The organism is Enterovibrio paralichthyis (assembly GCF_019209835.1).
GTDB lineage: Bacteria > Pseudomonadota > Gammaproteobacteria > Enterobacterales > Vibrionaceae > Enterovibrio > Enterovibrio paralichthyis.
Window position 1 is genome coordinate 448,720 of record NZ_JAHUTS010000002.1, and the last position, 20,964, is coordinate 469,683.

Below are 20,964 nucleotides of genomic sequence, written 5' to 3' on the forward strand. Positions count from 1 at the left end.
TGAATCAGATGCAAAGGTTCTTACCTTGCTGCTATACCATCTCTAGTCATTTTTATTCTCACCCACAAACGCAATCACGACCGAATCGTCGCCCAAAATGCGGGAAAAGACATAAGCCTCTGGCTGGGGGATGACTGCGTGTTTTCCAGCGCCAATAGCGGGATGTTGTTTTCTGAAGTTCCCGACTTTCTGCCAATGGGTCAACAAGGCGTTCCGCTCCTCATCAAGCTTCCAGAGCATGTCTGATCGCGTTCCCTGATGGAAGTCATCCGCATACGGACCATTTTCACGACCAACTTCATCTCCGTAATAAATCTGGATAGCCCCTGGAGACAACAGCAAAGCGCTCGCCGCATTTCTTTGCGCATTCACATTGTTAAATCGTCCAAAAAACAATTCGGTATCGTGGGAAGACATATAGCTGACAGGCAGAAAGTCTGCCGCTTCACTCATTGCTTCCGAATAACGCTGGTAAGTATCTGCGATTTGGCTAAAGCAAGCGGCAGCGCGATCCATCCTTTTCTGCATGTCGAAGTTAATCAATGCATCAAAGCCATCATCAAAGTACGGGCTGCGATAAGCGCCATGCCCCCAGACTTCGCCCATCATCCAAAACGGTAAGCCACTCTCCCCGTTTGCCTCACGCCACGCTTCCAGACTTTGCGTCGCCGCTGCTTTAAGACGCTTCCACACCTCGCCTTCCACATGCTTCACCGTGTCAACGCGATAGCCATCAATGCCAAAGCGTTTTACCCAATCTGTTTGCCACTCAATCAGGTAATCCGACACGGTGAAGCCTTCTTTCGGCTCCACTCGGGTGCCGGGGTTGTTTAACAACCATTGCGGGGGTACAACTGCGTGACTGGATTCAGTCTTAAAGTCCGGCAATCCCGCCAGTGACATTCTGATGTCACTGCTTCCCGGCTTGGCATAGCCGGGCAGTCCTGTTCTGACCCAATCGGCTCCCCACCAGTACTTCCAGTCTGAACTCGAGTAATCAATGTTCCTATGATAATGGTGCCAGTTCTGACCTTGCTGAGGTTGCCAATCTCCCCATTTCTTTGGCATCTCTGCGCTTTCTCTGAGTACCGATAACTTGTCTGACTGCAAATCTGCCAGCGTGGAATAGCCTGAGTGATTAATCACTACATCCAGCAGGATTTTAATCCCCCGCTTGTGTGCCCCATCAACCAGCGTTTTTAGATCGTCATCCTTTCCAAATGCCTCGTCGATTTTAGTGAAGTCACGTGTCCAGTAGCCATGATATCCATAAAACGGAAATGAACCGCTTTCGCCACCACCAACAAAGCCGTGTATCTGTTCAACAATGGGAGAAAGCCAAATGACATCCACACCAAGTTCTTTGATGTAGTCCAGCTTCTCCGCGACACCCCGTAAATCGCCGCCGTGGAAAGTGCCAATCTCTTCATTTCCATCTTTCCTGCGCCCGTAAGCGCTGTCGTTGGAGGGATCCCCGTTGTTAAACCGGTCGACCATGATGAAGTAGATACTGGCGTTTCGGTAATCGAAAACTGCTACGTTTTCGGGCAGTTTTGCCTTCTCAAGCAATAACAAACCACCAGCGAGTGGCGAAGGCGTAAGGGTGACAGAGTGGTTCTCTACAATTGCAGTTTCACCACTGTAGGCATCTCGCACCAACGTTCCTTCAGCAAAAGCATTGCCGACCTGAATAGTCACCGTTCCACCGTTATAAACCTCGCAAGTGACATTGGGCAGTTTGCGTTTAAAGGTGGTGGTCGTCGCTTTGGGTGCCCGCTTAATCATTAACGTTTTGGCGACCGGGTCAAAAGTAAACGCATAATCCCCGGTGAAACGAATGTTCAGCGGCAACTTATTAGGCTCTGCGCAACTCAATGCCAGTGGTTGGCTGAAACGGACTTTCTGCTCCTTGGGCACAGCACAGTCGCCTTTCTCAAGGCCAGTCACGGTTAGGATGTAGCTGTTTTTCACCAGTGGGATGACCAATGGTGTTTCAGCATTTAAGGGAAAGTCACGACTGTTGGTGGTGGTTGCAACTGTCAGGGTTGGCGATGCTGCTGCGATTGAGGAAAACAACAGCAATGACGCAGAGATGGCATTGAGCTTCATATTGGAGTCCCTTCGTTAACATACGCACATACTATTGCGGGGAACTGTCAGGCACATCCTCCTTTACCCTACGCCCCATAAGCATGTATCTCTGAACCCTCATGACTCTGTCTGACTTCAAACTGAAAAGGGAGCCATTCGGCTCCCTTCGGTCAGTGCTTCAGTTTTGCGGTTAATTACGGTCTTTATCAAAGTCACCGTGGAAGTGGCCGTGATCAGACACTTCACGCGCAGCGGCTTTGATTTTCTCGCCAATACGGTGTTGATTGCGCTTGTTGTCTGTCGCCAGGGAACGCAGCATCAATTTGGCATCTTTCGCTTTGCTTTCCTGCTCTTCCGCATAGAGATCTTCACTCATCGCGTAGTAAGTGGCGACATAAGCCAGCGCCTGTGCATTGGTGGTCATGGCACCGAAGTTGACGTTATTCAGATCGTCACACGACTGGTGATAACACTTGTCATAGGCGACATCTACTTCACCGCCAAACTGATCGGCCTCCTCCGCCGACTTCACGCGCTCGGCACCCGTGAACAAACCACCGAAGGCAATACCCCAGTCAGCAAAGCCAGAGTAGTCAGAGCGTTTTGACAATGCCTGCGGTACTGTCGCCTCATCTTTGTCGGTGAAGAATTCAACGAACATCCCTTCGATGTGGCCTGTGCCTTCAGGTGGCTCAAAGTCACCTGGGTAGGCGTTGTCAGGGCTGTCTTTGGTATCGGAAAGGTCACCATCCATCACGCCGAAGATATAGTTTGGCGAGCCGATCATGTCGAAGTTCAGGTACATTTTCACCGGGTTGATTTCAAGATAACGGGCTTCGACCATGTCCCACTGTTCATCAGTGAGATCATTGGGATCCGTCACACCCAGCTCGTCCATGATTTGTGCCTGAGCATCGTCATAGTATGCGGAGAAAACTTCGTTGGTGTAGTAGTCAGAGCCTACCAGACCCGCTTCCTCGGCCGCCCACCACGCGAAGCGGACTTTGTTTTTCTGTTTAACCGGCAGGGTTTTCATTTTCTTGTTCAGGCGGATAGCGTACTCAAGGATACCTGCGCTACCTGAGCCGTTATCATTGATACCTGGCCCTGCTGCAACCGAGTCGAGGTGCGCCCCCAGCATGACAATCTGATCCGGATCGCCCCCTTTGGTTTCTGCCAACAGGTTCTGAGTCACTACCACTTCGTCTTTCACATCGACATTCAGTGCCGCAGAAAGCATTTCTGCTTGTAGCGTGTCATACCATTCCTTACCCAGATCGTAGCGGGCACCAAACGCTGGAATGCTGGCTTGTGTATCACTGCCCAACGTGCCGTTGATGACCCCTTTGCGTCCTTCACTGTTGCCCTGGTTAAACACAATCACGCCGACGGCACCTGCTGCCTCCGCATTGACTACTTTGCTATCAAAGGTACAGCCGCCCCGCTGGATCACGGCAATTTTTCCGGAAACATCAACACCGTCAAAGTCCGATGCTTCACAGCCATCGGTATCATCATAATCCGCTGAGTCGAAATCAAAATCGGGTGTTACAAAGGCGATTTCAGCGTTGATGTCACCGTCTGAGCTGCCCGAATAGGACATGGTGGCGTAATCGGCTGGGATATCATCAGTGGCATCATGTTGGTGAACCAGAGTTACGCCACCAACAGACAGCGCGGTGCCTTCAAGCTCAACCCAGCTTCTGAAATCGAAAGGTTGAAGGGTAACCTCAAACCCGTTGCGCTCCAGCGTTTGTTTGATGTAATCCGCAGAGTTGGCATAGCCATCGCTGCCTGCAACACGGGTGGTGGCATTGCCATCTTCCGTCGGGACTGCCGCCACTTCCAGCGCTTCAAGATGGTCAACCAAGCGCTTCTCTTTAATCGCCTTACTGACTTTGTTCGCAACCCACCGCGGGTCTTCACAGCCTGCAAAGCCAGTAAGCAATGCAGCACTCATGGCCACAAGAATTACTTTCTTTGCACTAACGTTGGATATTTTCATAGTTGTCGTCCTTCTTATTTGACCCATTCAGTCAAACACCGACAACTTTATTCTGCCACTTTTGGTAAGTATTTATTTTTGATTACACCACTGAGCGTCACAGTTTTAAATAAAGCAGATACATGACATTTAATAGAATTAAATGGTTCATTAAAGAGACAATCACTCAGCCACAAATTACACATGTAAAAAATACTGCCAGAAAAAATAATAGATAATTATTTAAACACTTAGAGGAAAATAATCTCCACCGCCAGTGCTTTTCAACATAAAAAATAAACGTCACACGAATAATTATTCGATTATTTCGCGTTAACTTTCATCACTCAGTTTCGCACGCATAATGTATTGCGGGCCCACGGGGCCTTCTAAATAGAGATTTTCCGTGTCTTCGAAGCCGCTGGCAAGATAGCAACGGTACGCAGGTAGATTGCGACAGTTCACGGTGAGATATAGCCAGTTGTGTTGGCGGTAGTCTTTAGGCAATTGGAGGCATAACACCCGTAATGCTGCTTTTCCAAAGCCTTTACCCTGAAGGCGTGAGTCTAATGCCAACCCTCTCAACCCTATAGATTTTGGTTCGCAATCAACTTTTCCGGCTGAATACGCTTTGTCTATTTTGAAATAACCCGAAACGGCACCATTTACGACAATGACATATCGATCAATGTCTTCACTGTCTTCCTGGGAAAAGCTTTCAGGCGTGACAGTAAACTCTGTTTGTGATTTATCCAAACTGATTCCCAGCACGGCATTTTCATCTTTTTCATCATAACGCCTGACAGTAACATCCATGTTAAGTCCACTCCTTAATAAATTTTATAACAAACGAAATGAATATAAATGCGTATGGCGTTTGTTTTAATAAATGCTTATCTTCTCCTCGGGCAAGACATCACATCAAAGTTTTTATCAAAACAAATACCAAATTCTGTCCGGGTCTGGTGCAACCAAATCCGTTTGAGCGCCGGGTTATTGTCCCGCATCCACCGCACCGCCTGTTTGGGGTTCAGATTTTCCGGTGGCACTTTGAAACGCTGCGCCAGCGAAAGTGTCGTCCCAAAGTACTGCTCTGGCGAGCTGAAATCACACGCTCCGTGTTTTTCCCACTGCCCCTGCAGTAAACGGGTGCCCGGACTCATGCAAAGGTACGGCTCAAGGGTTTTAAGCGGGAGCGGTTTCAAATCACCTTTGCAATAACGTGGATGTCCCTCGAAGTTGCCCGATGTATAAGCTTTGCGGGACTCTCCCCACAAACCGTGGACGACCCAGCCAAAATCATTGTCCGATTCGCACTGGAAACGCACACTGTCTTCACGCCCCTTTCGCTCCATGTAGTCGCAAAAGCGCGGCGAGTTTGAATACACAAGCAGAAAGAAGTCTGTTTCTGCCCGGGTGTTTTTGTAGTCGAGATCGTTGTCATACCGCTTGTTAAGTAGCGAAGCATCAATGTCGCAACTGTCAGCCGAAAACGGTGCGGCATTCGCTGCTGCAGCAAAGAGCAGAATAAAGCTTGCTATGACGCGAAAGAAAACGGTCATTCCATTTCTCCATGGTTGTAGTTTTTGCCTGCAAGGGTAAGACGCCACCGATAACATTGCCAATAAAAAAATGTAACTGCCTGGCAACCTTGGAAATTTTATCAAATTAAGTGATTGACAATCCTCCGGCGAGTCACTAACATTCGCGCCCAGCAAAAACGGAGCCGCAAGGGCCCCGACTTTTCAAGAGCTTAACGGCTCTCTACCAGCTGATCCCGGTCAGTTGTTTTTCTTTTTTTATAAAGAGAGAGACAACAAAAAATCGAGATTCGGCATGACCACCAAAGCACACACACATCTTAAGACCGACTGGCAATCCAAAGCCATTTTCAGCGTCGCTTTCCTTATGGCTACCACTTCTGTTGGCCCGGGCTTTCTGACTCAAACTGCTGTTTTCACTAACATCTACAAAGTCGACATGGCGTTCCCTGTGTTCGCATCCATGTTTATCACTTTCGGTATCGTGATGAACCTGTGGCGCATTGTGGGCGTTTCCGGCCTGCGTATTCAGGACATTGCCAACAAGATTGCACCGGGAGCCGGTTACTTCATCGGTGTATTGCTGGCGCTGGGCGCGGTGGCATTCAACTTTGGTAACGTGAGCGGTGCTGCGCTGGGTATCAACGTACTGACCGGCGTAGACACAACCTGGGGCGCCTTGTTTACCGGTGTGATTGGTTGTCTGCTGTTTGTGGTTCACAACGCATCCAAGCGCATGGACCAAATGGCGCGCTACCTTGGCCTGTTCATGATCGTCCTGATTGCCTATGTGGCGATGACCAGCCTGCCTCCAATGGGTGAAACCCTGTCAGCCGCGGTGATGCCAACAGACATGGGCAGCCTGCTTCTGCCAACCCTGACCATTGTGGGTGGCGCGGTAGGTGGCTACTACACGGGTGCTCAGCGTCTGGTGGATGTGGGTCTGCAAGGCCGCGACAACATTGGCTTTATCAACAAAGCGGCATGGGCTGGTATCTCGATTGCTGTGGTTATCCGTATCCTGCTGTTTATGGCGGTCTTCGGCGTTATCGCAACCGGCGCGGTGCTGGATACAGCCAACCCGGCGGCGGATGCGTTCCGTCAGGGCACAGGTGAAATCGGTTACTTCATTTTCGGTCTGGTGCTGTTTGTGGCGTCAATCACCTCAGTGGTAGGCAACTCCTACATGGCGATTTCACTCATCAAGACCCTGTTCCCGGTCGTTGCACGCAATGAAAAAGCCTGGTGTGTCGCCTTCATTATCATCACCAGCGTGGGTACCGTGATGATGAACATGCCAATTCTGCTGCTGATGCTGGCAGGTCTGGTGAACAGTATTATCCTGCCTGTGGTACTGGGTTTTGTGCTGGCTGCAACACGCCGCAAGGACATCGTTGGTGACTATAAACACCCGATTTACCTCTCGCTGATTGGTGCTGCGATTGTGATTGTCATGGCGGTATCAAGCTTCAGCAACATCCAGAACTTCATCGGCAAATTCATCGGTTAATTTCTCCCTAGGGCCGCCTTTCTGGCGGCCTTTTTGCTTCATCCCACCCACTTTCTGCCAAAATTTAGAAGATACGCAGCACAGATTGCACACCCACTGCCTATTATGTGGGTATCTGAGCAGCCATCAGCGACCCCGTCATCACGCCGTCGTTTCCCTTTCCCCGTTTCCGGTTGTTCACCATCTATCTGGAGGGATGTTTATGGAAGATTTTATTCGCCGCCTGCCCAAAGTAGAGCTTCACCTGCACATTGAAGGCTCAATGGAGCCCGAATTAATGTTTGAGTTGGCACAGCGAAACAATGTCTCACTGCCCTATGCCTCGGTCGAAGAAGCACGCAATGCCTACCACTTCCAGGATCTGCAATCGTTTCTGGATATCTATTACCAGGGCGCGGATGTTCTCATCACTGAACGTGATTTCTTCGATTTAACCTGGGCATACCTGATGCGCTGTAAAGCGGATAATGTGATTCATACCGAGATTTTCTTTGACCCACAAACTCACACCGCGCGGGGTATTGCGTTTGATACTGTGATTAACGGCATTTACCACGCACTCAAACAAGGTGAAAAGGAGCTGGGGATCACCAGCCAACTCATCATGTGCTTCCTGCGCCACCTTTCTGAAGAAGCGGCATTTGAAACCCTGGAGCAGGCCAAACCGCACCTTAACCGAATTGTTGGCGTCGGACTAGACTCCTCAGAGCTTGGCAATCCGCCGGAAAAATTTGCCCGTGTCTTTGCCGAGGCACTTTCGCTGGGGCTGAAAACCGTTGCCCACGCGGGTGAAGAAGGGCCTGCCCAGAATATCCGTGATGCTATCTCCCTGCTGCACGTCAGCCGCGTTGACCATGGTGTTCAATGTGTTCAGGACGATGAACTGGTCAGTGAACTGGCACTTTCCCGGATGCCCCTGACTGTCTGCCCACTGTCAAACATCAAGCTTCGCGTGTTCGATTCCATGACAGACCACAACATAATCAGGCTGTTGGATAGAGGTCTTTGTGTAACCATAAATTCCGATGATCCTGCTTTCTTTGGCGGCTATATGACGGATAATTTCCTCGCGCTCTATCATGCAATGGCACCGACCCGGTCACAGTTTGCCCAGTTTACACGCAATGCCATTGAAGCTGCCTTCGTATCTCCGGAGGCCAAACAGGCAATGATGCAAAAGCTGGACGATTTCACCGTGGTGAACCACCTACACTAAGTGACTGTCGATGTCCCGCCCAGCCAAAGACAAGGAAAAAATATGAAAGCCATCGTCCCCGCGTGTCTGTTATCTCTCGTAGCAGGACATGCCTATGCCACCAGCCCCGCGAAACCAGTGGCTGATGTGGTTTACCACAATGCGCAGGTCATTACCGTGAATGATGGACAGCCCGAGGCGCAGGCCGTTGCTGTCCGCGACGGTAAAATACTGGCCGTGGGCTCGGACAAAGAAGTCATGGGATTTGCAGACCCGCGTACCAAAGTCGTCGATTTGCAAGGTTTGACCATGATTCCCGGTTTTATTGATGCACACGGCCATGTAATGAATACCGGGCTTCAGGCGGTTTCAGCCAATCTGCTCTCTCCACCGGATGGTCCAGTCACAGATATTGCCTCCCTGCAGGACGCACTGCGTAAATGGGCGGCTGTGCCTGGCAACAAAGGCCAGAAATTTATCATCGGCTTTGGTTACGACGACTCCCAGCTCAAAGAGCAAATCCATCCTACCCGCTACGATTTGGATGCCGTTTCGAAAGATGTGCCGATTCTCATCATCCACCAGTCTGGCCACATTGGTGTCCTGAACAGTAAAGCACTGGAAATGATGAACCTGACTGCCGCGAGCAAAAATCCACCGGGAGGCGTTATCCGCCGCTTGCCAGATAGCCAGGAACCCAATGGCGTATTGGAAGAATCCGCTTTCTTTGGCGCACTTATCCCGCTGTTTACCCAGATTAGCCCTGAAGAAAATGAGATGCTGTTCCAGGCCGGGATGAAGCTGTACTCCAAGTACGGTTACACCACGGCGCAGGAAGGCCGTACCATGACTGACAGTGTCAAAACCATGTATGACATTGCGCAAAAAGAAAAACTACTGCTGGATGTGGTGGCCTACACCGATATTCAGCTCGGCACTGAAATCATGAAGCCGCCTTACTACGACGGTACTTATCACAATGGTTTCCGCGTGGGCGGGGTAAAACTGACGCTGGACGGATCACCGCAAGGCAAAACGGCCTGGCTGACGCAACCCTACCTGGTGCCGCCGGAAGGCCAGAAGCCGGGTTACCGTGGTTATCCCATTATGTCTGACGAAGAAGCGGAAAAATACGTGTCGCAGGCAATGGAAAATGGCTGGCAGTTGCTGACCCATGCCAACGGAGATGCAGCCATCGACCAATATATCCGTGCCGTGGCCCGTGCAACTAAAAAGTATGGTGCGAAGGAACGCCGCTTTGTCGCAATCCATGCCCAGACCGCCCGTGAAGATCAGGTGCAGTCTTTTTACGAGCTGAACATCATGCCTTCCTTCTTCCCGATGCATACCTTCTATTGGGGTGACTGGCATGCACAGTCTGTGCTGGGTGACGAGCGTGCAGAGAACATTTCACCCACCGGCTGGGCGCTCGATCGCGGCATGATATTCACCTCACACCATGATGCGCCGGTTGCCTTCCCAGATTCCATGCGCGTTTACTCAGCAACGGTAAACCGCATTACCCGAAGTGGGCGTGTACTTGGACGGGATCAACGGGTTTCAGCCATGACAGCCCTGAAAGCACAGACTATCTGGGCGGCCTATCAACACTTCGAGGAAGACAGCAAAGGCTCGATTGAACCAGGAAAAGTGGCCGACCTCGTGGTGCTGTCCGACAACCCACTGGAAATCGACCCGCTGAAACTGGCAGATATCAAGGTGCTGACCACCATCAAAGATGGCAAGGTCATATACACCAAAAAGCCGGATGAAAACGCCATGATAAGCTGTGCGGAATCCAAGAAGTGTCAGACACTTGCAACAGAAACCATGATGGTTGCAGGCATTATTCCTCATCGCCATTGATACAGGTGGATAGTTGATAAAGAGAAAGGCTGCGCTTACCCGCAGCTTTTTTGCAATGTCCATGCAGGAATGCCTTGCCGCCTTCTGACAGGGGAAAACAGGCCGGTCAACAAAATAGAATGCAAACTTATCAAATCGCCCCAAAACCGTAGTAACAAGCAATCAAAGTGAATATTTTTGCTGATTTACTTGTCATTATCTTCAACTCTATGAGATAACGTCGCTCCTGTTTTCAGCGAACGTGCGTAAGCGGCGACGGATAACGCCCTGTCATTCCCGTTCTCTGGGGCATGAAAGAATGAAGACTCTCACTTGTCATGGACGATGATGAGATAACAGAGGCTTTATGAATCAACTAATTTCTGTCGGCACACTTGAGTCCTTTCTGATCGCCATTTTTGTGCTTTTTCTCGGTCATTTCATCAATGCCCGGATCCCCATTCTCAAGCAATTCAACATTCCCGAACCCATTGTGGGCGGACTGGTCGTTGCGACCGTAATCACCCTGCTCCACCTGAACGGTATTGAGCTGAGTTTCAGCCTCCCGATGCAGCATACCTTTATGCTGATGTTCTTCGCCACCGTGGGGCTGGCTGCCAACTATACCCAGTTGGTCAAAGGCGGCGCCAAAGTCTTTATCTTCCTGGGTGTGGCATCACTCTACATCGTCTTGCAAAACGGCGTGGGAATTGCCCTTGCGAGTGCACTGGGTCTTGACCCCCTGATGGGGCTGATTGCCGGCTCGATTACCCTGTCCGGCGGACATGGCACCGGCGCGGCGTGGTCGCAGACATTCCAGGATGTTTACGGCCTTGAAAACGTGCTCGAAATTGCCATGGCTTCCGCCACCTTCGGTCTGATCATGGGCGGCATTATCGGCAGTCCGGTCGCGCAGCGCCTGATTGAAAAACACCAGCTTAAATCCGATTACGGCAATACTTGCACCACCCATGAACGCTTCCCTGAACTGGTTACATACAACGAGAACGAGGAAGACAAAGTCACCGCCAAGAAAGTAATCGAAACCCTGTTTGTCCTGCTGATTTGTGTCACCGGGGCGAAGTATCTGGAGCAGTTTGTCCGCGGTTTTGAAATCTCGTGGCTGATGATCCCAGACTTTGTCTACGCCCTGTTTATCGGCGTGGTTATCACCAATGTCGCGGAAGTCACCAAGGCGAAAAAGCTGGATGTGGAAACCGTCGATATTCTGGGTACAGTGTCTTTGGCGTTGTTTTTAGCCATGGCACTGATGAGCCTCAAGCTGTGGAACATTCTGGATTTGGCGTTGCCATTTTTGATGATCCTGATGGTGCAATCGGCCATGCTGGCAGTCTTTGCCTATTTCGTTACCTACCGCATCATGGGTAAAAACTACGATGCCGCCGTGATTTCCAGCGGGCATTGTGGCTTTGGACTGGGCGCAACACCCACCGCGGTGATGAACATGGGCTCGGTGGTAAACCGCTTTGGCCCTTCCCCACAGGCGTTTATGGTGGTGCCTATTGTCGGTGCGTTCTTTATCGACATCGTGAACCTGGTAATCCTCCAAGCCACGCTCAGTGTGATTGGTTAATGCCTGCGCCGCGCACGTGACATGATATCCCGCGCGCAATAATGTTATGCGCGATGAAGGCTTCTCCGCCGCCTCCTCGCGCTGTTTCCCCCCTTTTTTCACACACAGCATTGGATGCGATAGCGACCTTTGTCCCAGTCGCATTGTTAAACATACAATTTTTCCGCTACTCGTTATGCTTGTACCTAAACAACCTGAAGATGCAGGATTCAGCCAGATAACAGGTCGTCCGTTGGGGTCGGTGTTTATGCAGCAATACACCCAATTCGCGCAACACCACGCGCGTCTGCTTTATATGGTCAGGGTTTCACTGGTTTTGGGATTTATCCTGGTCGTCATCCGCCTGACTGCCATCCCCTATGGCTATTGGGCACTCATCACTGCGGTGACCATTCTCGGTGCTATTCCCTTTGTTGGCGGGGTAATTTCCAAAGCCAACCAGCGCATTTCCGGCACCATTGCCGGTGGTTTGATTGGCCTCTCCCTGTTCCTTATCCCTCCGCAGTATCACTGGACACACCACATCGCCCTGTTCGGACTGATGATATTTGCCATGTACTTTACGCAGGAGAAGTACGCTTACGCCGCGCTGATGTCAGTGATCACTATCGTTATCGTCGCCGGTGGCGGCCCCACGGACTTTGAGGCAGCCGGTTGGCGTATTATCAACGTATTTTGGGCGGCCGTGGTCTCTATCCTCGCCAGCCTGTTTATCTTCCCGGCACGGGCAAAAGACCAGTTTGTCGTCCTGCTTGAGAAGTTTGTCAGCCAGTGCAGCGAGATCTATCACCACCACAATGCAGAAATGGCGAAACACACCTTTTCCCCTATCCACGCCGAAAAACTGTCAGAGATTATTGATAAACAGACTACCCTGTTGCCCCATGCAGCGCGGGAAGCACGCGCATTGAAGCCCGTGTTTGTCGCCATTCTTGCGATTCAAAAGCGCATCAGCGCTGACATGGAAACCCTTGTCAGCACCTACTGGGAACAACAGCAAGGCAAAGAAAAAATCAGTGATTTGGAGGGGCTGACCGCTGCAAAAGAAGAGCTGGCGGATTGCTTCGAAAAGCTGGCGCTGGAAATTCCTTCCCGCAAAATCGAAAGCATTGAACCGGAAAACCTTGCCTTGATGAGCCTGATCCCGAATCACAAAAGCACAGAAAGCGAAGATTTCAGCGACATCAGCTATTTTGGGTATCTTTGGTTGAACCGAGAACTGGCAAGACAATTCGCCCAACTTACCGCTGCCAGCAAGAGGCTCAATACCTACTAACTTTGTGCAGGGCTGTTACACCACGACGAGCGTATACACCCGGCTGTCGTCAATCAGGTAATGCCCTTTCGGTGTGAGTACGTCCCCTTCATAGACGTAAGTATTCACATCTGACTTAAATTCAATGGTCTGCTTCTCGCTATCGATAAAGTTGATGCGGTAATCGAGGAAGGTGGATTTGGTTTTCTTGATTTGATAAAGGCATTTAAACAGGCTTTCCTTGGCCGAATAGGCAAGGCTCGTCATGGTGGGGAAATCAAAACCGGCGGCAGACAACAGCCCCTTTTCCAGTGGATCCAAGACAGAAAAGCTCATTTCCGTCGCCACTTCCTGCGTGAAAACTGACTCCACATTCAAACCTGTACTGAGATACAAGTGCGTTTCGCAGACCGCGACAGCAACCAGGTCTTTGCATTGTGAAATAGAACCGATATAGCCATTTGGCCAGACAGGTAAACGGTTCTCTACCGGTATTTCTGAAACATCACATCCCGCTTCATTCAACACATATTTGGACAAAAAATAACCAGATAAAAACTCCGCCTTTCGATATTTGTTCGCTTTTGTCAGGTGACTTGGTACTTTCCCGACAAATTGTTGAAACAACTCTTCGGTGTATTCACTCCGTTTGAATTTCGATGTATAGACAATGCCTTCAAAGTCTAAAAAGCTCAACATACTGGGTTGAGACGCAAACCGACGAAGCACCAAACTCCTTTCTCCTTTACCGTATAAAATCAAAACAAAATAGATAAACCAGCCATTTTAAAGCGCTGCAAAATAGATATTTTCTCTTGCCATTTATTGTGAGTGATGAAAAAAGTCTCACACCCAAAAATTAATCCACTAAATCTATAATATTTTCAACAACAAGAGTTTATGCAGTTTTGAGAACAGCGTATTTAAGGTAATCCTTACGCAATTAAATCAACACAAGCAACTGTTATAAAAGATAATTATCGCAGAAAACAAAGAATGAAATTTACAATTATTTCCTAATTTAAAATTTTCTCAGCCCTCAAACTGATATTGATAAAAATATGGAATCCGCCTTCAATACCCTTTCAAAAATTGGGCATATTCCAGGCACTTTAATACCTTTTCAATACATTGGATGAAAAAATGCTTAGCAGGCTATATAGCTAAACGCCCTGAAGATGCGGGATTCAGATCGTTTGGGCATATTGAAATGCACGAATAATTGACGTTTATGTCTTGATTTCAAATCACGGCAAAGACAAATAATTAAGAAGAGACAAAAAACAGGCTTCAAGAAGCCTGTTTTACTATTTTCGCTACCTTTTTGCTGATCACATCCGCCTGGGTGGGTTTCACTATGGAATCGTTGGCGCCGTTACTTATACAAGTTCTGAAGATCTCTTTGTCCGAATGACTGGTCAGCATGATCACTGGGATATCTTTCAGCTTTGGCATGGTATGGACGGCGCGCAACGTTGTCTCGCTTCGCTCGGCTGAACCCTGGTCTAGGCTTCTGCATCCCTATCCCAGGCGGTTTATCCCAGATACGAAAAAGCCCGCTAAGTTTAGCGGGCTTTCTCTAATTTGGCGGAGGGATAGGGATTTGAACCCTAGATACGCTATTAACGTATGCCGGTTTTCAAGACCGGTGCTTTCAACCACTCAGCCATCCCTCCGTAAGTGCTGCGTATACTACCCAGCAGAGACCAAGCTGTAAAGCAGATATTTATGCACAACCATCCGTTCGGACATGATTCATTCATTTAGATCACATTGCATGCAAATCTCGCTCAACTGAGCATCGTCAGGCCACCACAAAGCTATCCCATTTTTATCGTGGCGAATAATTACTCAATTAAAGTTTGCTAATATTCACACTGAAAAGGAAATGCACAAAAACAAACAACAGACACTGATGTTCCTCTTTGTTGAACATTCCGTACATAAGACTCTAAATCTGATGCGTAAAAACAGCGTGTTACAGAAAGTGCTTCTTCACATTTTTCCATGAAAATCTAGCTAAATGTCGCAAGATTATTGCCTAGGTCACACCTCTAACTTGTTCAATTTGCAGCCAACAAATGGCCTCCTATACTTGCGTTGTTAACATTGTGTTAACCAAATTGTAAATTTAAGTGGTTTTACGAGGTTCACATCACTTTTGAGGCAATGAGCCGCGAATGAGCCTTGTCAATGGGTAACTACCATTAACAACCAATAAAGGATTGATAGGTATGGTTTCTAAAAAGTCGACATTGGGGCTTGCTGTAATTTCAGCAGTTCTGTTCGCTAGCGGTGCAAACGCCGAAGGTGAAAGCACGTTGGATAAAGTCAAAAAGGCCGGTGTGATTAGCTGTGGCGTAAGTACAGGTCTTCCAGGCTTCTCGAACCCAAATGCTGAAGGTCAATGGGAAGGTATTGACGTTGAATTTTGTCAGGCAATGGCTGCAGCCGTGTTGGGTGATAAAAGCAAAGTTAAATATGTTCCACTGACTGCGAAAGAGCGCTTCACTGCCCTGCAATCTGGCGAAATTGATGTGCTGTCCCGTAACACAACCTGGACGTTACAACGTGACGGTACACTGGGTCTTAACTTCGTCGGTGTGAACTATTACGACGGCCAGGGCTTTATGGTGAAAAAAGATCTGGGTGTAAACAGTGCATTGGAACTGGACGGCGCTTCTGTCTGTGTTCAATCAGGTACCACTACCGAACTGAACCTCTCCGACTACTTCCGTTCAAACGGCATCTCCTTCAAGCCTGTGGTTTACGATACGTATGATGCGACGGTTAAAGGTTTTGAATCTGGCCGTTGTGACACACTCACTACTGACCAGTCCGGCCTTTACGCTTCCCGTATCAAGCTAGCTGATCCAAATAGTGCAGTGGTACTGCCAGAAATCATCTCGAAAGAGCCTCTGGGCCCGGTTGTTCGCCAGGGTGATGATAACTGGTTCAACATTGCGAAGTGGACTCTGAACACCATGATCAATGCTGAGGAATTTGGTATCACCCAAGCCAACGTTGATGAAATGGTCAAGTCTAAAGATCCAAACATCCGCCGTATCCTCGGTCAGGACGGTCCTAAAGGTAAAGGTCTGAACCTGAATGATGACTGGGGTTACCAAATCATCAAGCAAGTGGGTAACTACGACGAAAGCTTCCAGCGCACAGTGGGTGAAGGTTCACCGCTACAAATCCAACGTGGCGTGAACGCACTGTGGACTGACGGCGGCATCCTGTACGCGCCACCTATCCGCTAATCAATCGAATAATAACGAATGTTGGGGCACGAGTGTTGTGCCCCTTAGTTAACGTGAAAGGATAGAGGTGCAGTTGTATGGCATCTAAAAACAATGCGGTTGCTGAAGGGAGCGGTACCGCCCGCCCCGAGAAAAAGCAAAGCATCATCTACAATCCAACGTTCCGCTCCATCGTTTTCCAAGCTGTGGCGATCATTGCGCTGGTATTGTTTGTTTACAATATCGTCAACAATGCGCTGACCAACCTCGATGCTCGTGGCATCGCAACCGGTTTTGGATTTCTGAGTCAGGAGGCGGGCTTTGGTATCGGCTTAACGCTGATTGAGTACAATGAAACGTACTCCTACGGAAGAACCTTCTTTGTTGGGCTTCTCAACACCGCGTTGGTATCCATTTTAGGTATCGTCTTTGCCACGATTATCGGATTCCTTATCGGTATCGCAAGACTTTCCAGCAACTGGCTGTTAAGCCGTTTTGCTGCTGTCTACATCGAAACCTTCCGTAATATCCCCCTGCTCTTGCAGATCTTCTTTTGGTATTTTGCGGTACTACAGGCATTACCTTCCCCAAGAAACAGTTTGAGTTTTGGCGAGTCTGTCTTCCTTAACGTGCGTGGTTTGTACTTAACCCGTCCGGTATTTGAAGAAGGTTCGATGTGGATATTTATCTCGCTCGTTGTTGCGCTGGTGTTCAGCTTTGCCTATTCACGCTGGGCGAAGAACAAACAAGAAGCAACCGGACAACAATCGCCAGTGTTCTGGGTATCTTTGGGCACCATTATCGGCTTACCACTGCTCGCTTTCGTGCTGGCAGGTACGCCTGTATCACTGGAATACCCGGTTTTAAAAGGCTTTAACTTCCGCGGTGGTCTTTCTATCATCCCCGAACTCGCAGCGCTGACGCTCGCGCTTTCAATCTACACGGCTTCCTTTATTGCCGAGATTGTTCGCTCCGGTATCAACGCAGTTAGTCACGGACAAACCGAAGCAGCCATGGCTTTGGGTCTACCCAAAAGCAAAACGCTGCGTCTTGTCGTTATCCCTCAGGCGATGCGGATCATCATCCCACCGCTTACCAGCCAGTATCTGAACCTGACTAAAAACTCATCGCTGGCAATGGCTATCGGCTATCCAGATTTAGTATCGGTGTTTGCAGGTACAACGTTGAACCAAACTGGTCAGGCGATAGAGATTATCGCGATGACCATGGCAGTTTATCTGTCCCTCAGCTTGCTGACTTCACTGCTGATGAACATTTATAACGCCAAAGTGGCACTGGTAGAGAGGTAACCCATGACGATAAAACATGAGTTTCAACCCGATCTGCCACCACCACCGAATACGGTGGGTGCTGTCGGTTGGATGCGGAAAAATCTGTTCTCTTCGCCGCTGAACTCGGTGATGACGATTGTACTGGCTTTTCTTGCCATAAAAGGGCTTTGGGCGCTGGTTGACTGGGCGTTTATCAATTCCGACTGGGTGGGAACCACCCGGGAAGATTGTTCCCGCGAAGGTGCCTGTTGGGTATTTATCAACGTACGTTTTGAGCAGTTTATGTTTGGTTTCTACCCGCAGGAAGAACTGTGGCGCCCCAAACTGTTCTACGCCATTCTCGCCATATTTACCGGGGCGCTGATCTACGAGAGAACCCCTAAACGTGGCTGGATTCTGCTGCTGTTTATCGTGGCTTTCCCGCTGATCGCCGTGTTCCTGTTGTTTGGTGGCGTGGCGGGCTTGCCTGTTGTTGAAACACACCTCTGGGGTGGCCTGCTGATCACCATGATCATTGCCATCGTCGGTATTGTGGTCTCCCTGCCTATCGGTATTGTACTGGCGCTGGGGCGTCGTTCAGATATGCCGATAATCCGCAGTCTGTGTACTGTCTATATCGAAGTGTGGCGTGGCGTTCCGTTGATCACCGTACTCTTTATGGCTTCAGTGATGTTGCCGCTGTTTATGGCGGGCGAATCTGAAACCAACAAACTCGTGCGTGCCCTGATCGGTGTGGTGATGTTCTCTGCCGCCTATATGGCGGAAGTGGTTCGCGGTGGCCTTCAGGCTATTCCAAAAGGTCAGTATGAAGCTGCAGACGCATTGGGTTTGAGTTACTGGAAAAAGATGGGGCTCATCATCTTGCCACAGGCACTGAAGATCACCATTCCGTCGATTGTGAACACCTTCATCGGCTTGTTTAAAGACACCAGTCTGGTGTTGATCATCGGTATGTTTGATGTGCTCGGCATTGGCCAGTCGGCAAACACTGACCCTAATTGGCTTGGCTTCGCGACAGAGAGTTATGTATTTGTCGCACTGGTATTCTGGATCTTCTGTTTCGGCATGTCCCGCTACAGTATTTATCTGGAAAACAAACTGCACACCGGTCACAAGCGGTAAGGAACAAGGATTGTATTATGACGCAACAAGACTCCCCTGTTATCAAACTGACCGATGTCAACAAATGGTACGGACAGTTTCATGTACTGAAAAACATTAACCTTTCAGTCTCCAAAGGCGAAAAGATTGTTATCTGTGGCCCTTCCGGCTCGGGTAAATCAACCATGATCCGTTGTATCAACCGTCTTGAGGAGCACCAGCAGGGCTCCATCATTGTGGGCGATACGGAGCTGACAGATGATCTGAAAAACATTGAGCAGGTGCGTAAAGAGGTTGGTATGTGTTTCCAGCACTTCAACCTTTTCCCTCACCTGACGGTTTTGCAGAACTGTACGCTCGCACCGATTTGGGTGAAGAAAATGCCCAAGGACGAAGCTGAAGACATTGCGATGAAGTTTCTTAAGCGGGTAAAAATTCCTGAGCAGGCTAACAAGTTCCCAGGACAGCTCTCGGGCGGTCAGCAGCAGCGTGTAGCCATTGCGCGCTCGCTCTGCATGAACCCCAGCGTGATGCTGTTCGATGAGCCAACGTCAGCCCTTGACCCTGAAATGGTGCGTGAAGTGCTGGATGTTATGGTGGAACTGGCGGAAGAAGGGATGACCATGTTGTGTGTAACACACGAAATGGGCTTCGCCAAAGAGGTCGCGGATCGCGTGATCTTTATGGATGCCGGTGAGATTATTGAAGAAAACGTGCCGAATGAGTTCTTTAACAATCCTCAATCTGATCGGACACAACTCTTCCTGAGCCAGATCCTGCACCACTAATGCAGGCCTTTGAGCCGCTAACCCATTAAGTTAGCGGCTCATTAATATTCATTTACAACTTCTTATCCTTTTCTGTGGCACATTCCGTCTGCGATTTCAGGGGGTAAGCATCTTCAGTATCATTTATGCGACGGTTGCGACTTGAAAAACTGATCATTAGCCGCAATAAATGACGTATTAGAATTTATCAAAATAGAGTTTGTATTTTTGGCTGTGTCGCGACTCTCTAATCGCGGTACAATGCTGGATACAAAAATATGTACCCTACTGGGAGAACGCTATGAACGATCGTTTTGTTGCTCGTGAGTACTCGCAAGAGAGCCTGTTAGCAACCAACAAGGTGTTGCGTAACACCTATTTCCTACTGTCCATGACCCTGCTGTGGTCAGCGGCGGTTGCTGGTGTGTCTATGGCAATGAACCTGCCATACCCTGGCATTATCATTACACTTGTTGGTTTCTACGGTCTGCTGTTCCTGACTGAAAAGAACCGCAACAACTCAATGGGACTGGTTTTCACCTTCCTGTTTACCGGCTTCCTGGGTTACACCCTGGGCCCAATCCTTAATATGTACATTGGCGCTGGCTTGGGCTGGGCTATCGCACCGGCACTCGGCGGTACTGCACTGACCTTCATGGCGTGTTCTGCATACGCTTTGACAACCAAACGTGACCTGTCTTTCCTTGGCGGTATGCTGATGGCGGGTTTCGTGGTTCTGTTGGTAGGTATGGTTGCAAACATCTTCCTGCAAATGCCGATGATTTCTATGGCGCTTAGCGGTCTGTTTGTTCTGTTCTCTACCGGCGCAATCTTGCTGACCACTCAGTCAATCGTGCGTGGCGGTGAGACCAACTACATTTCAGCAACTATTACGCTGTATGTATCTATCTACAACCTGTTCCTGAGCCTTCTGCAGCTTATCGGCATTTTCGGTGGCGACGATTAATCCAACAGGTTTGGTTAAAAGAAAAGCTCCTTCGGGAGCTTTTTTTGTCTTCGCTTGAAGGCAAACACACAAGGCTTTATGCTTTGCGCGTTCGAAACACGAGGTTATCCATGTTGGAATTAAACGGTAAGCAAATCGAAACCGATGCCCAGGGTTATCTGAAAAACTTTTCAGACTGGGATGAGGCGTTGGTACCGATGTTGGCTGAGCAGGAAAGCATTGAGCTAACCGATGCACACTGGGAAGTGATTTATTTTGTGCAGGACTTCTACAAGGAGTTCAACACCTCTCCGGCTATCCGTCTTCTGGTTAAGTCGATGGAGCAAAAATATGGCCCGGAAAAAGGCAGCAGCCGCTATTTGTATAAGCTGTTCCCTAAAGGCCCGGCTAAACAAGCCACCAAGCTTGCAGGTTTACCTAAACCGGTAAAATGCATTTAAAAAGGAGCCAGTTGGCTAATGCCGATCAGTTAAGAGATAAATGATCGGTTGAACGATCCAACAGATGGCTTATAAAGGCTCTAAGTCCCCATACTTAGAGCCTTTTATTTTGCAATTGACCACAGCCCTTACCCTCGCGA

17 protein-coding genes and 1 tRNA gene are annotated in these 20,964 nt (G+C 49.1%); 11 read left to right on the plus strand and 7 right to left on the minus strand.

The window, feature by feature from the left end:
* Positions 1 to 42: 42 nt before the first annotated feature.
* From KU854_RS04350 to KU854_RS04365, 4 genes are all read right to left on the minus strand, one after another.
* Positions 43 to 2,109 (minus strand): alpha-amylase, encoded by a 2,067-nt coding sequence (locus tag KU854_RS04350; RefSeq protein ID WP_218357233.1) that lies wholly within the window; start codon positions 2,107 to 2,109, stop codon positions 43 to 45.
* Positions 2,110 to 2,281: 172 nt separating this feature from the next.
* Positions 2,282 to 4,096, minus strand: a complete 1,815-nt coding sequence (locus tag KU854_RS04355) for a M28 family peptidase (protein WP_218357234.1) — start codon at positions 4,094 to 4,096, stop codon at positions 2,282 to 2,284.
* Between the two features lie 312 nt (positions 4,097 to 4,408).
* Positions 4,409 to 4,891, minus strand: coding sequence for a GNAT family N-acetyltransferase (locus KU854_RS04360; RefSeq protein WP_218357235.1), 483 nt, complete (start codon positions 4,889 to 4,891; stop codon positions 4,409 to 4,411).
* Between the two features lie 77 nt (positions 4,892 to 4,968).
* Positions 4,969 to 5,637 (minus strand): ribonuclease T2 family protein, encoded by a 669-nt coding sequence (locus KU854_RS04365; RefSeq protein WP_218357236.1) that lies wholly within the window; start codon positions 5,635 to 5,637, stop codon positions 4,969 to 4,971.
* Between the two features lie 274 nt (positions 5,638 to 5,911).
* Here KU854_RS04365 and KU854_RS04370 point away from each other — a divergent pair, with 274 nt between their 5' ends.
* The 5 genes from KU854_RS04370 to KU854_RS04390 all read left to right on the plus strand — a co-directional run bounded on the left by KU854_RS04370 (position 5,912) and on the right by KU854_RS04390 (position 13,036).
* Positions 5,912 to 7,126 (plus strand): NRAMP family divalent metal transporter, encoded by a 1,215-nt coding sequence (locus KU854_RS04370; RefSeq protein ID WP_218357237.1) that lies wholly within the window; start codon positions 5,912 to 5,914, stop codon positions 7,124 to 7,126.
* A 202-nt stretch (positions 7,127 to 7,328) separates the two neighbouring features.
* The gene (locus tag KU854_RS04375) at positions 7,329 to 8,342 is read left to right on the plus strand and encodes an adenosine deaminase (RefSeq protein ID WP_218357238.1); all 1,014 of its coding nucleotides are present in this window, start codon (positions 7,329 to 7,331) and stop codon (positions 8,340 to 8,342) included.
* Positions 8,343 to 8,384: 42 nt separating this feature from the next.
* Positions 8,385 to 10,187, plus strand: coding sequence for an amidohydrolase (locus tag KU854_RS04380; protein ID WP_218357239.1), 1,803 nt, complete (start codon positions 8,385 to 8,387; stop codon positions 10,185 to 10,187).
* 346 nt (positions 10,188 to 10,533) lie between these two features.
* Positions 10,534 to 11,760 carry a sodium/glutamate symporter gene (gltS, locus tag KU854_RS04385; protein WP_218357240.1) on the plus strand — a complete coding sequence of 409 codons (1,227 nt, stop codon included), beginning with the start codon at positions 10,534 to 10,536 and terminating at the stop codon, positions 11,758 to 11,760.
* Positions 11,761 to 11,935: 175 nt separating this feature from the next.
* The gene (locus KU854_RS04390) at positions 11,936 to 13,036 is read left to right on the plus strand and encodes an FUSC family protein (RefSeq protein ID WP_255555392.1); all 1,101 of its coding nucleotides are present in this window, start codon (positions 11,936 to 11,938) and stop codon (positions 13,034 to 13,036) included.
* 15 nt (positions 13,037 to 13,051) lie between these two features.
* Here the strand turns inward: KU854_RS04390 and KU854_RS04395 are convergent, their stop codons facing one another.
* From KU854_RS04395 to KU854_RS04405, 3 genes are all read right to left on the minus strand, one after another.
* Positions 13,052 to 13,744 carry a 4'-phosphopantetheinyl transferase family protein gene (locus KU854_RS04395; protein WP_218357241.1) on the minus strand — a complete coding sequence of 231 codons (693 nt, stop codon included), beginning with the start codon at positions 13,742 to 13,744 and terminating at the stop codon, positions 13,052 to 13,054.
* Between the two features lie 561 nt (positions 13,745 to 14,305).
* Positions 14,306 to 14,470, minus strand: coding sequence for a response regulator (locus KU854_RS25130; protein ID WP_418885836.1), 165 nt, complete (start codon positions 14,468 to 14,470; stop codon positions 14,306 to 14,308).
* Positions 14,471 to 14,600: 130 nt separating this feature from the next.
* Positions 14,601 to 14,691, minus strand: a tRNA-Ser gene (locus KU854_RS04405).
* A 558-nt stretch (positions 14,692 to 15,249) separates the two neighbouring features.
* Between KU854_RS04405 and KU854_RS04410 the strand changes: the two genes are divergently transcribed.
* From KU854_RS04410 to KU854_RS04435, 6 genes are all read left to right on the plus strand, one after another.
* Positions 15,250 to 16,278: an amino acid ABC transporter substrate-binding protein gene (locus tag KU854_RS04410; protein WP_218357243.1), complete on the plus strand. Its 1,029-nt coding sequence runs from the start codon at positions 15,250 to 15,252 to the stop codon at positions 16,276 to 16,278.
* 77 nt (positions 16,279 to 16,355) lie between these two features.
* Entirely contained in the window at positions 16,356 to 17,567 is a 1,212-nt protein-coding gene (locus KU854_RS04415) for an amino acid ABC transporter permease (protein WP_218357244.1), read from the plus strand.
* 3 nt (positions 17,568 to 17,570) lie between these two features.
* Positions 17,571 to 18,671 (plus strand): amino acid ABC transporter permease, encoded by a 1,101-nt coding sequence (locus tag KU854_RS04420; RefSeq protein ID WP_218357245.1) that lies wholly within the window; start codon positions 17,571 to 17,573, stop codon positions 18,669 to 18,671.
* 17 nt (positions 18,672 to 18,688) lie between these two features.
* Positions 18,689 to 19,438: an amino acid ABC transporter ATP-binding protein gene (locus tag KU854_RS04425; RefSeq protein WP_218357246.1), complete on the plus strand. Its 750-nt coding sequence runs from the start codon at positions 18,689 to 18,691 to the stop codon at positions 19,436 to 19,438.
* 280 nt (positions 19,439 to 19,718) lie between these two features.
* A complete protein-coding gene (locus KU854_RS04430; protein ID WP_218357247.1) occupies positions 19,719 to 20,384 on the plus strand; it encodes a Bax inhibitor-1/YccA family protein in 666 nt (221 codons plus the stop codon).
* 110 nt (positions 20,385 to 20,494) lie between these two features.
* The gene (locus KU854_RS04435; protein WP_218357248.1) at positions 20,495 to 20,824 is read left to right on the plus strand and encodes a TusE/DsrC/DsvC family sulfur relay protein; all 330 of its coding nucleotides are present in this window, start codon (positions 20,495 to 20,497) and stop codon (positions 20,822 to 20,824) included.
* Positions 20,825 to 20,964 lie beyond the last annotated feature (140 nt).

Excerpts from the sequence above, each read along its gene's own strand:
- KU854_RS04375 (WP_218357238.1), top strand. The coding sequence starts at position 7,329 with ATGGAAGATTTTATTCGCCGCCTGCCCAAAGTAGAGCTTCACCTGCAC.
- KU854_RS04415 (WP_218357244.1), top strand. The coding sequence starts at position 16,356 with ATGGCATCTAAAAACAATGCGGTTGCTGAAGGGAGCGGTACCGCCCGC.
- KU854_RS04425 (WP_218357246.1), top strand. The coding sequence starts at position 18,689 with ATGACGCAACAAGACTCCCCTGTTATCAAACTGACCGATGTCAACAAA.
- gltS (WP_218357240.1), top strand. The coding sequence starts at position 10,534 with ATGAATCAACTAATTTCTGTCGGCACACTTGAGTCCTTTCTGATCGCC.
- KU854_RS04365 (WP_218357236.1), bottom strand. The coding sequence starts at position 5,637 with ATGACCGTTTTCTTTCGCGTCATAGCAAGCTTTATTCTGCTCTTTGCT.
- KU854_RS04380 (WP_218357239.1), top strand. The coding sequence starts at position 8,385 with ATGAAAGCCATCGTCCCCGCGTGTCTGTTATCTCTCGTAGCAGGACAT.
- KU854_RS04430 (WP_218357247.1), top strand. The coding sequence starts at position 19,719 with ATGAACGATCGTTTTGTTGCTCGTGAGTACTCGCAAGAGAGCCTGTTA.
- KU854_RS04420 (WP_218357245.1), top strand. The coding sequence starts at position 17,571 with ATGACGATAAAACATGAGTTTCAACCCGATCTGCCACCACCACCGAAT.
- KU854_RS04435 (WP_218357248.1), top strand. The coding sequence starts at position 20,495 with ATGTTGGAATTAAACGGTAAGCAAATCGAAACCGATGCCCAGGGTTAT.
- KU854_RS04350 (WP_218357233.1), bottom strand. The coding sequence starts at position 2,109 with ATGAAGCTCAATGCCATCTCTGCGTCATTGCTGTTGTTTTCCTCAATC.
- KU854_RS04360 (WP_218357235.1), bottom strand. The coding sequence starts at position 4,891 with ATGGATGTTACTGTCAGGCGTTATGATGAAAAAGATGAAAATGCCGTG.
- KU854_RS04370 (WP_218357237.1), top strand. The coding sequence starts at position 5,912 with ATGACCACCAAAGCACACACACATCTTAAGACCGACTGGCAATCCAAA.
- KU854_RS04355 (WP_218357234.1), bottom strand. The coding sequence starts at position 4,096 with ATGAAAATATCCAACGTTAGTGCAAAGAAAGTAATTCTTGTGGCCATG.
- KU854_RS25130 (WP_418885836.1), bottom strand. The coding sequence starts at position 14,470 with ATGCCAAAGCTGAAAGATATCCCAGTGATCATGCTGACCAGTCATTCG.
- KU854_RS04390 (WP_255555392.1), top strand. The coding sequence starts at position 11,936 with ATGCTTGTACCTAAACAACCTGAAGATGCAGGATTCAGCCAGATAACA.
- KU854_RS04410 (WP_218357243.1), top strand. The coding sequence starts at position 15,250 with ATGGTTTCTAAAAAGTCGACATTGGGGCTTGCTGTAATTTCAGCAGTT.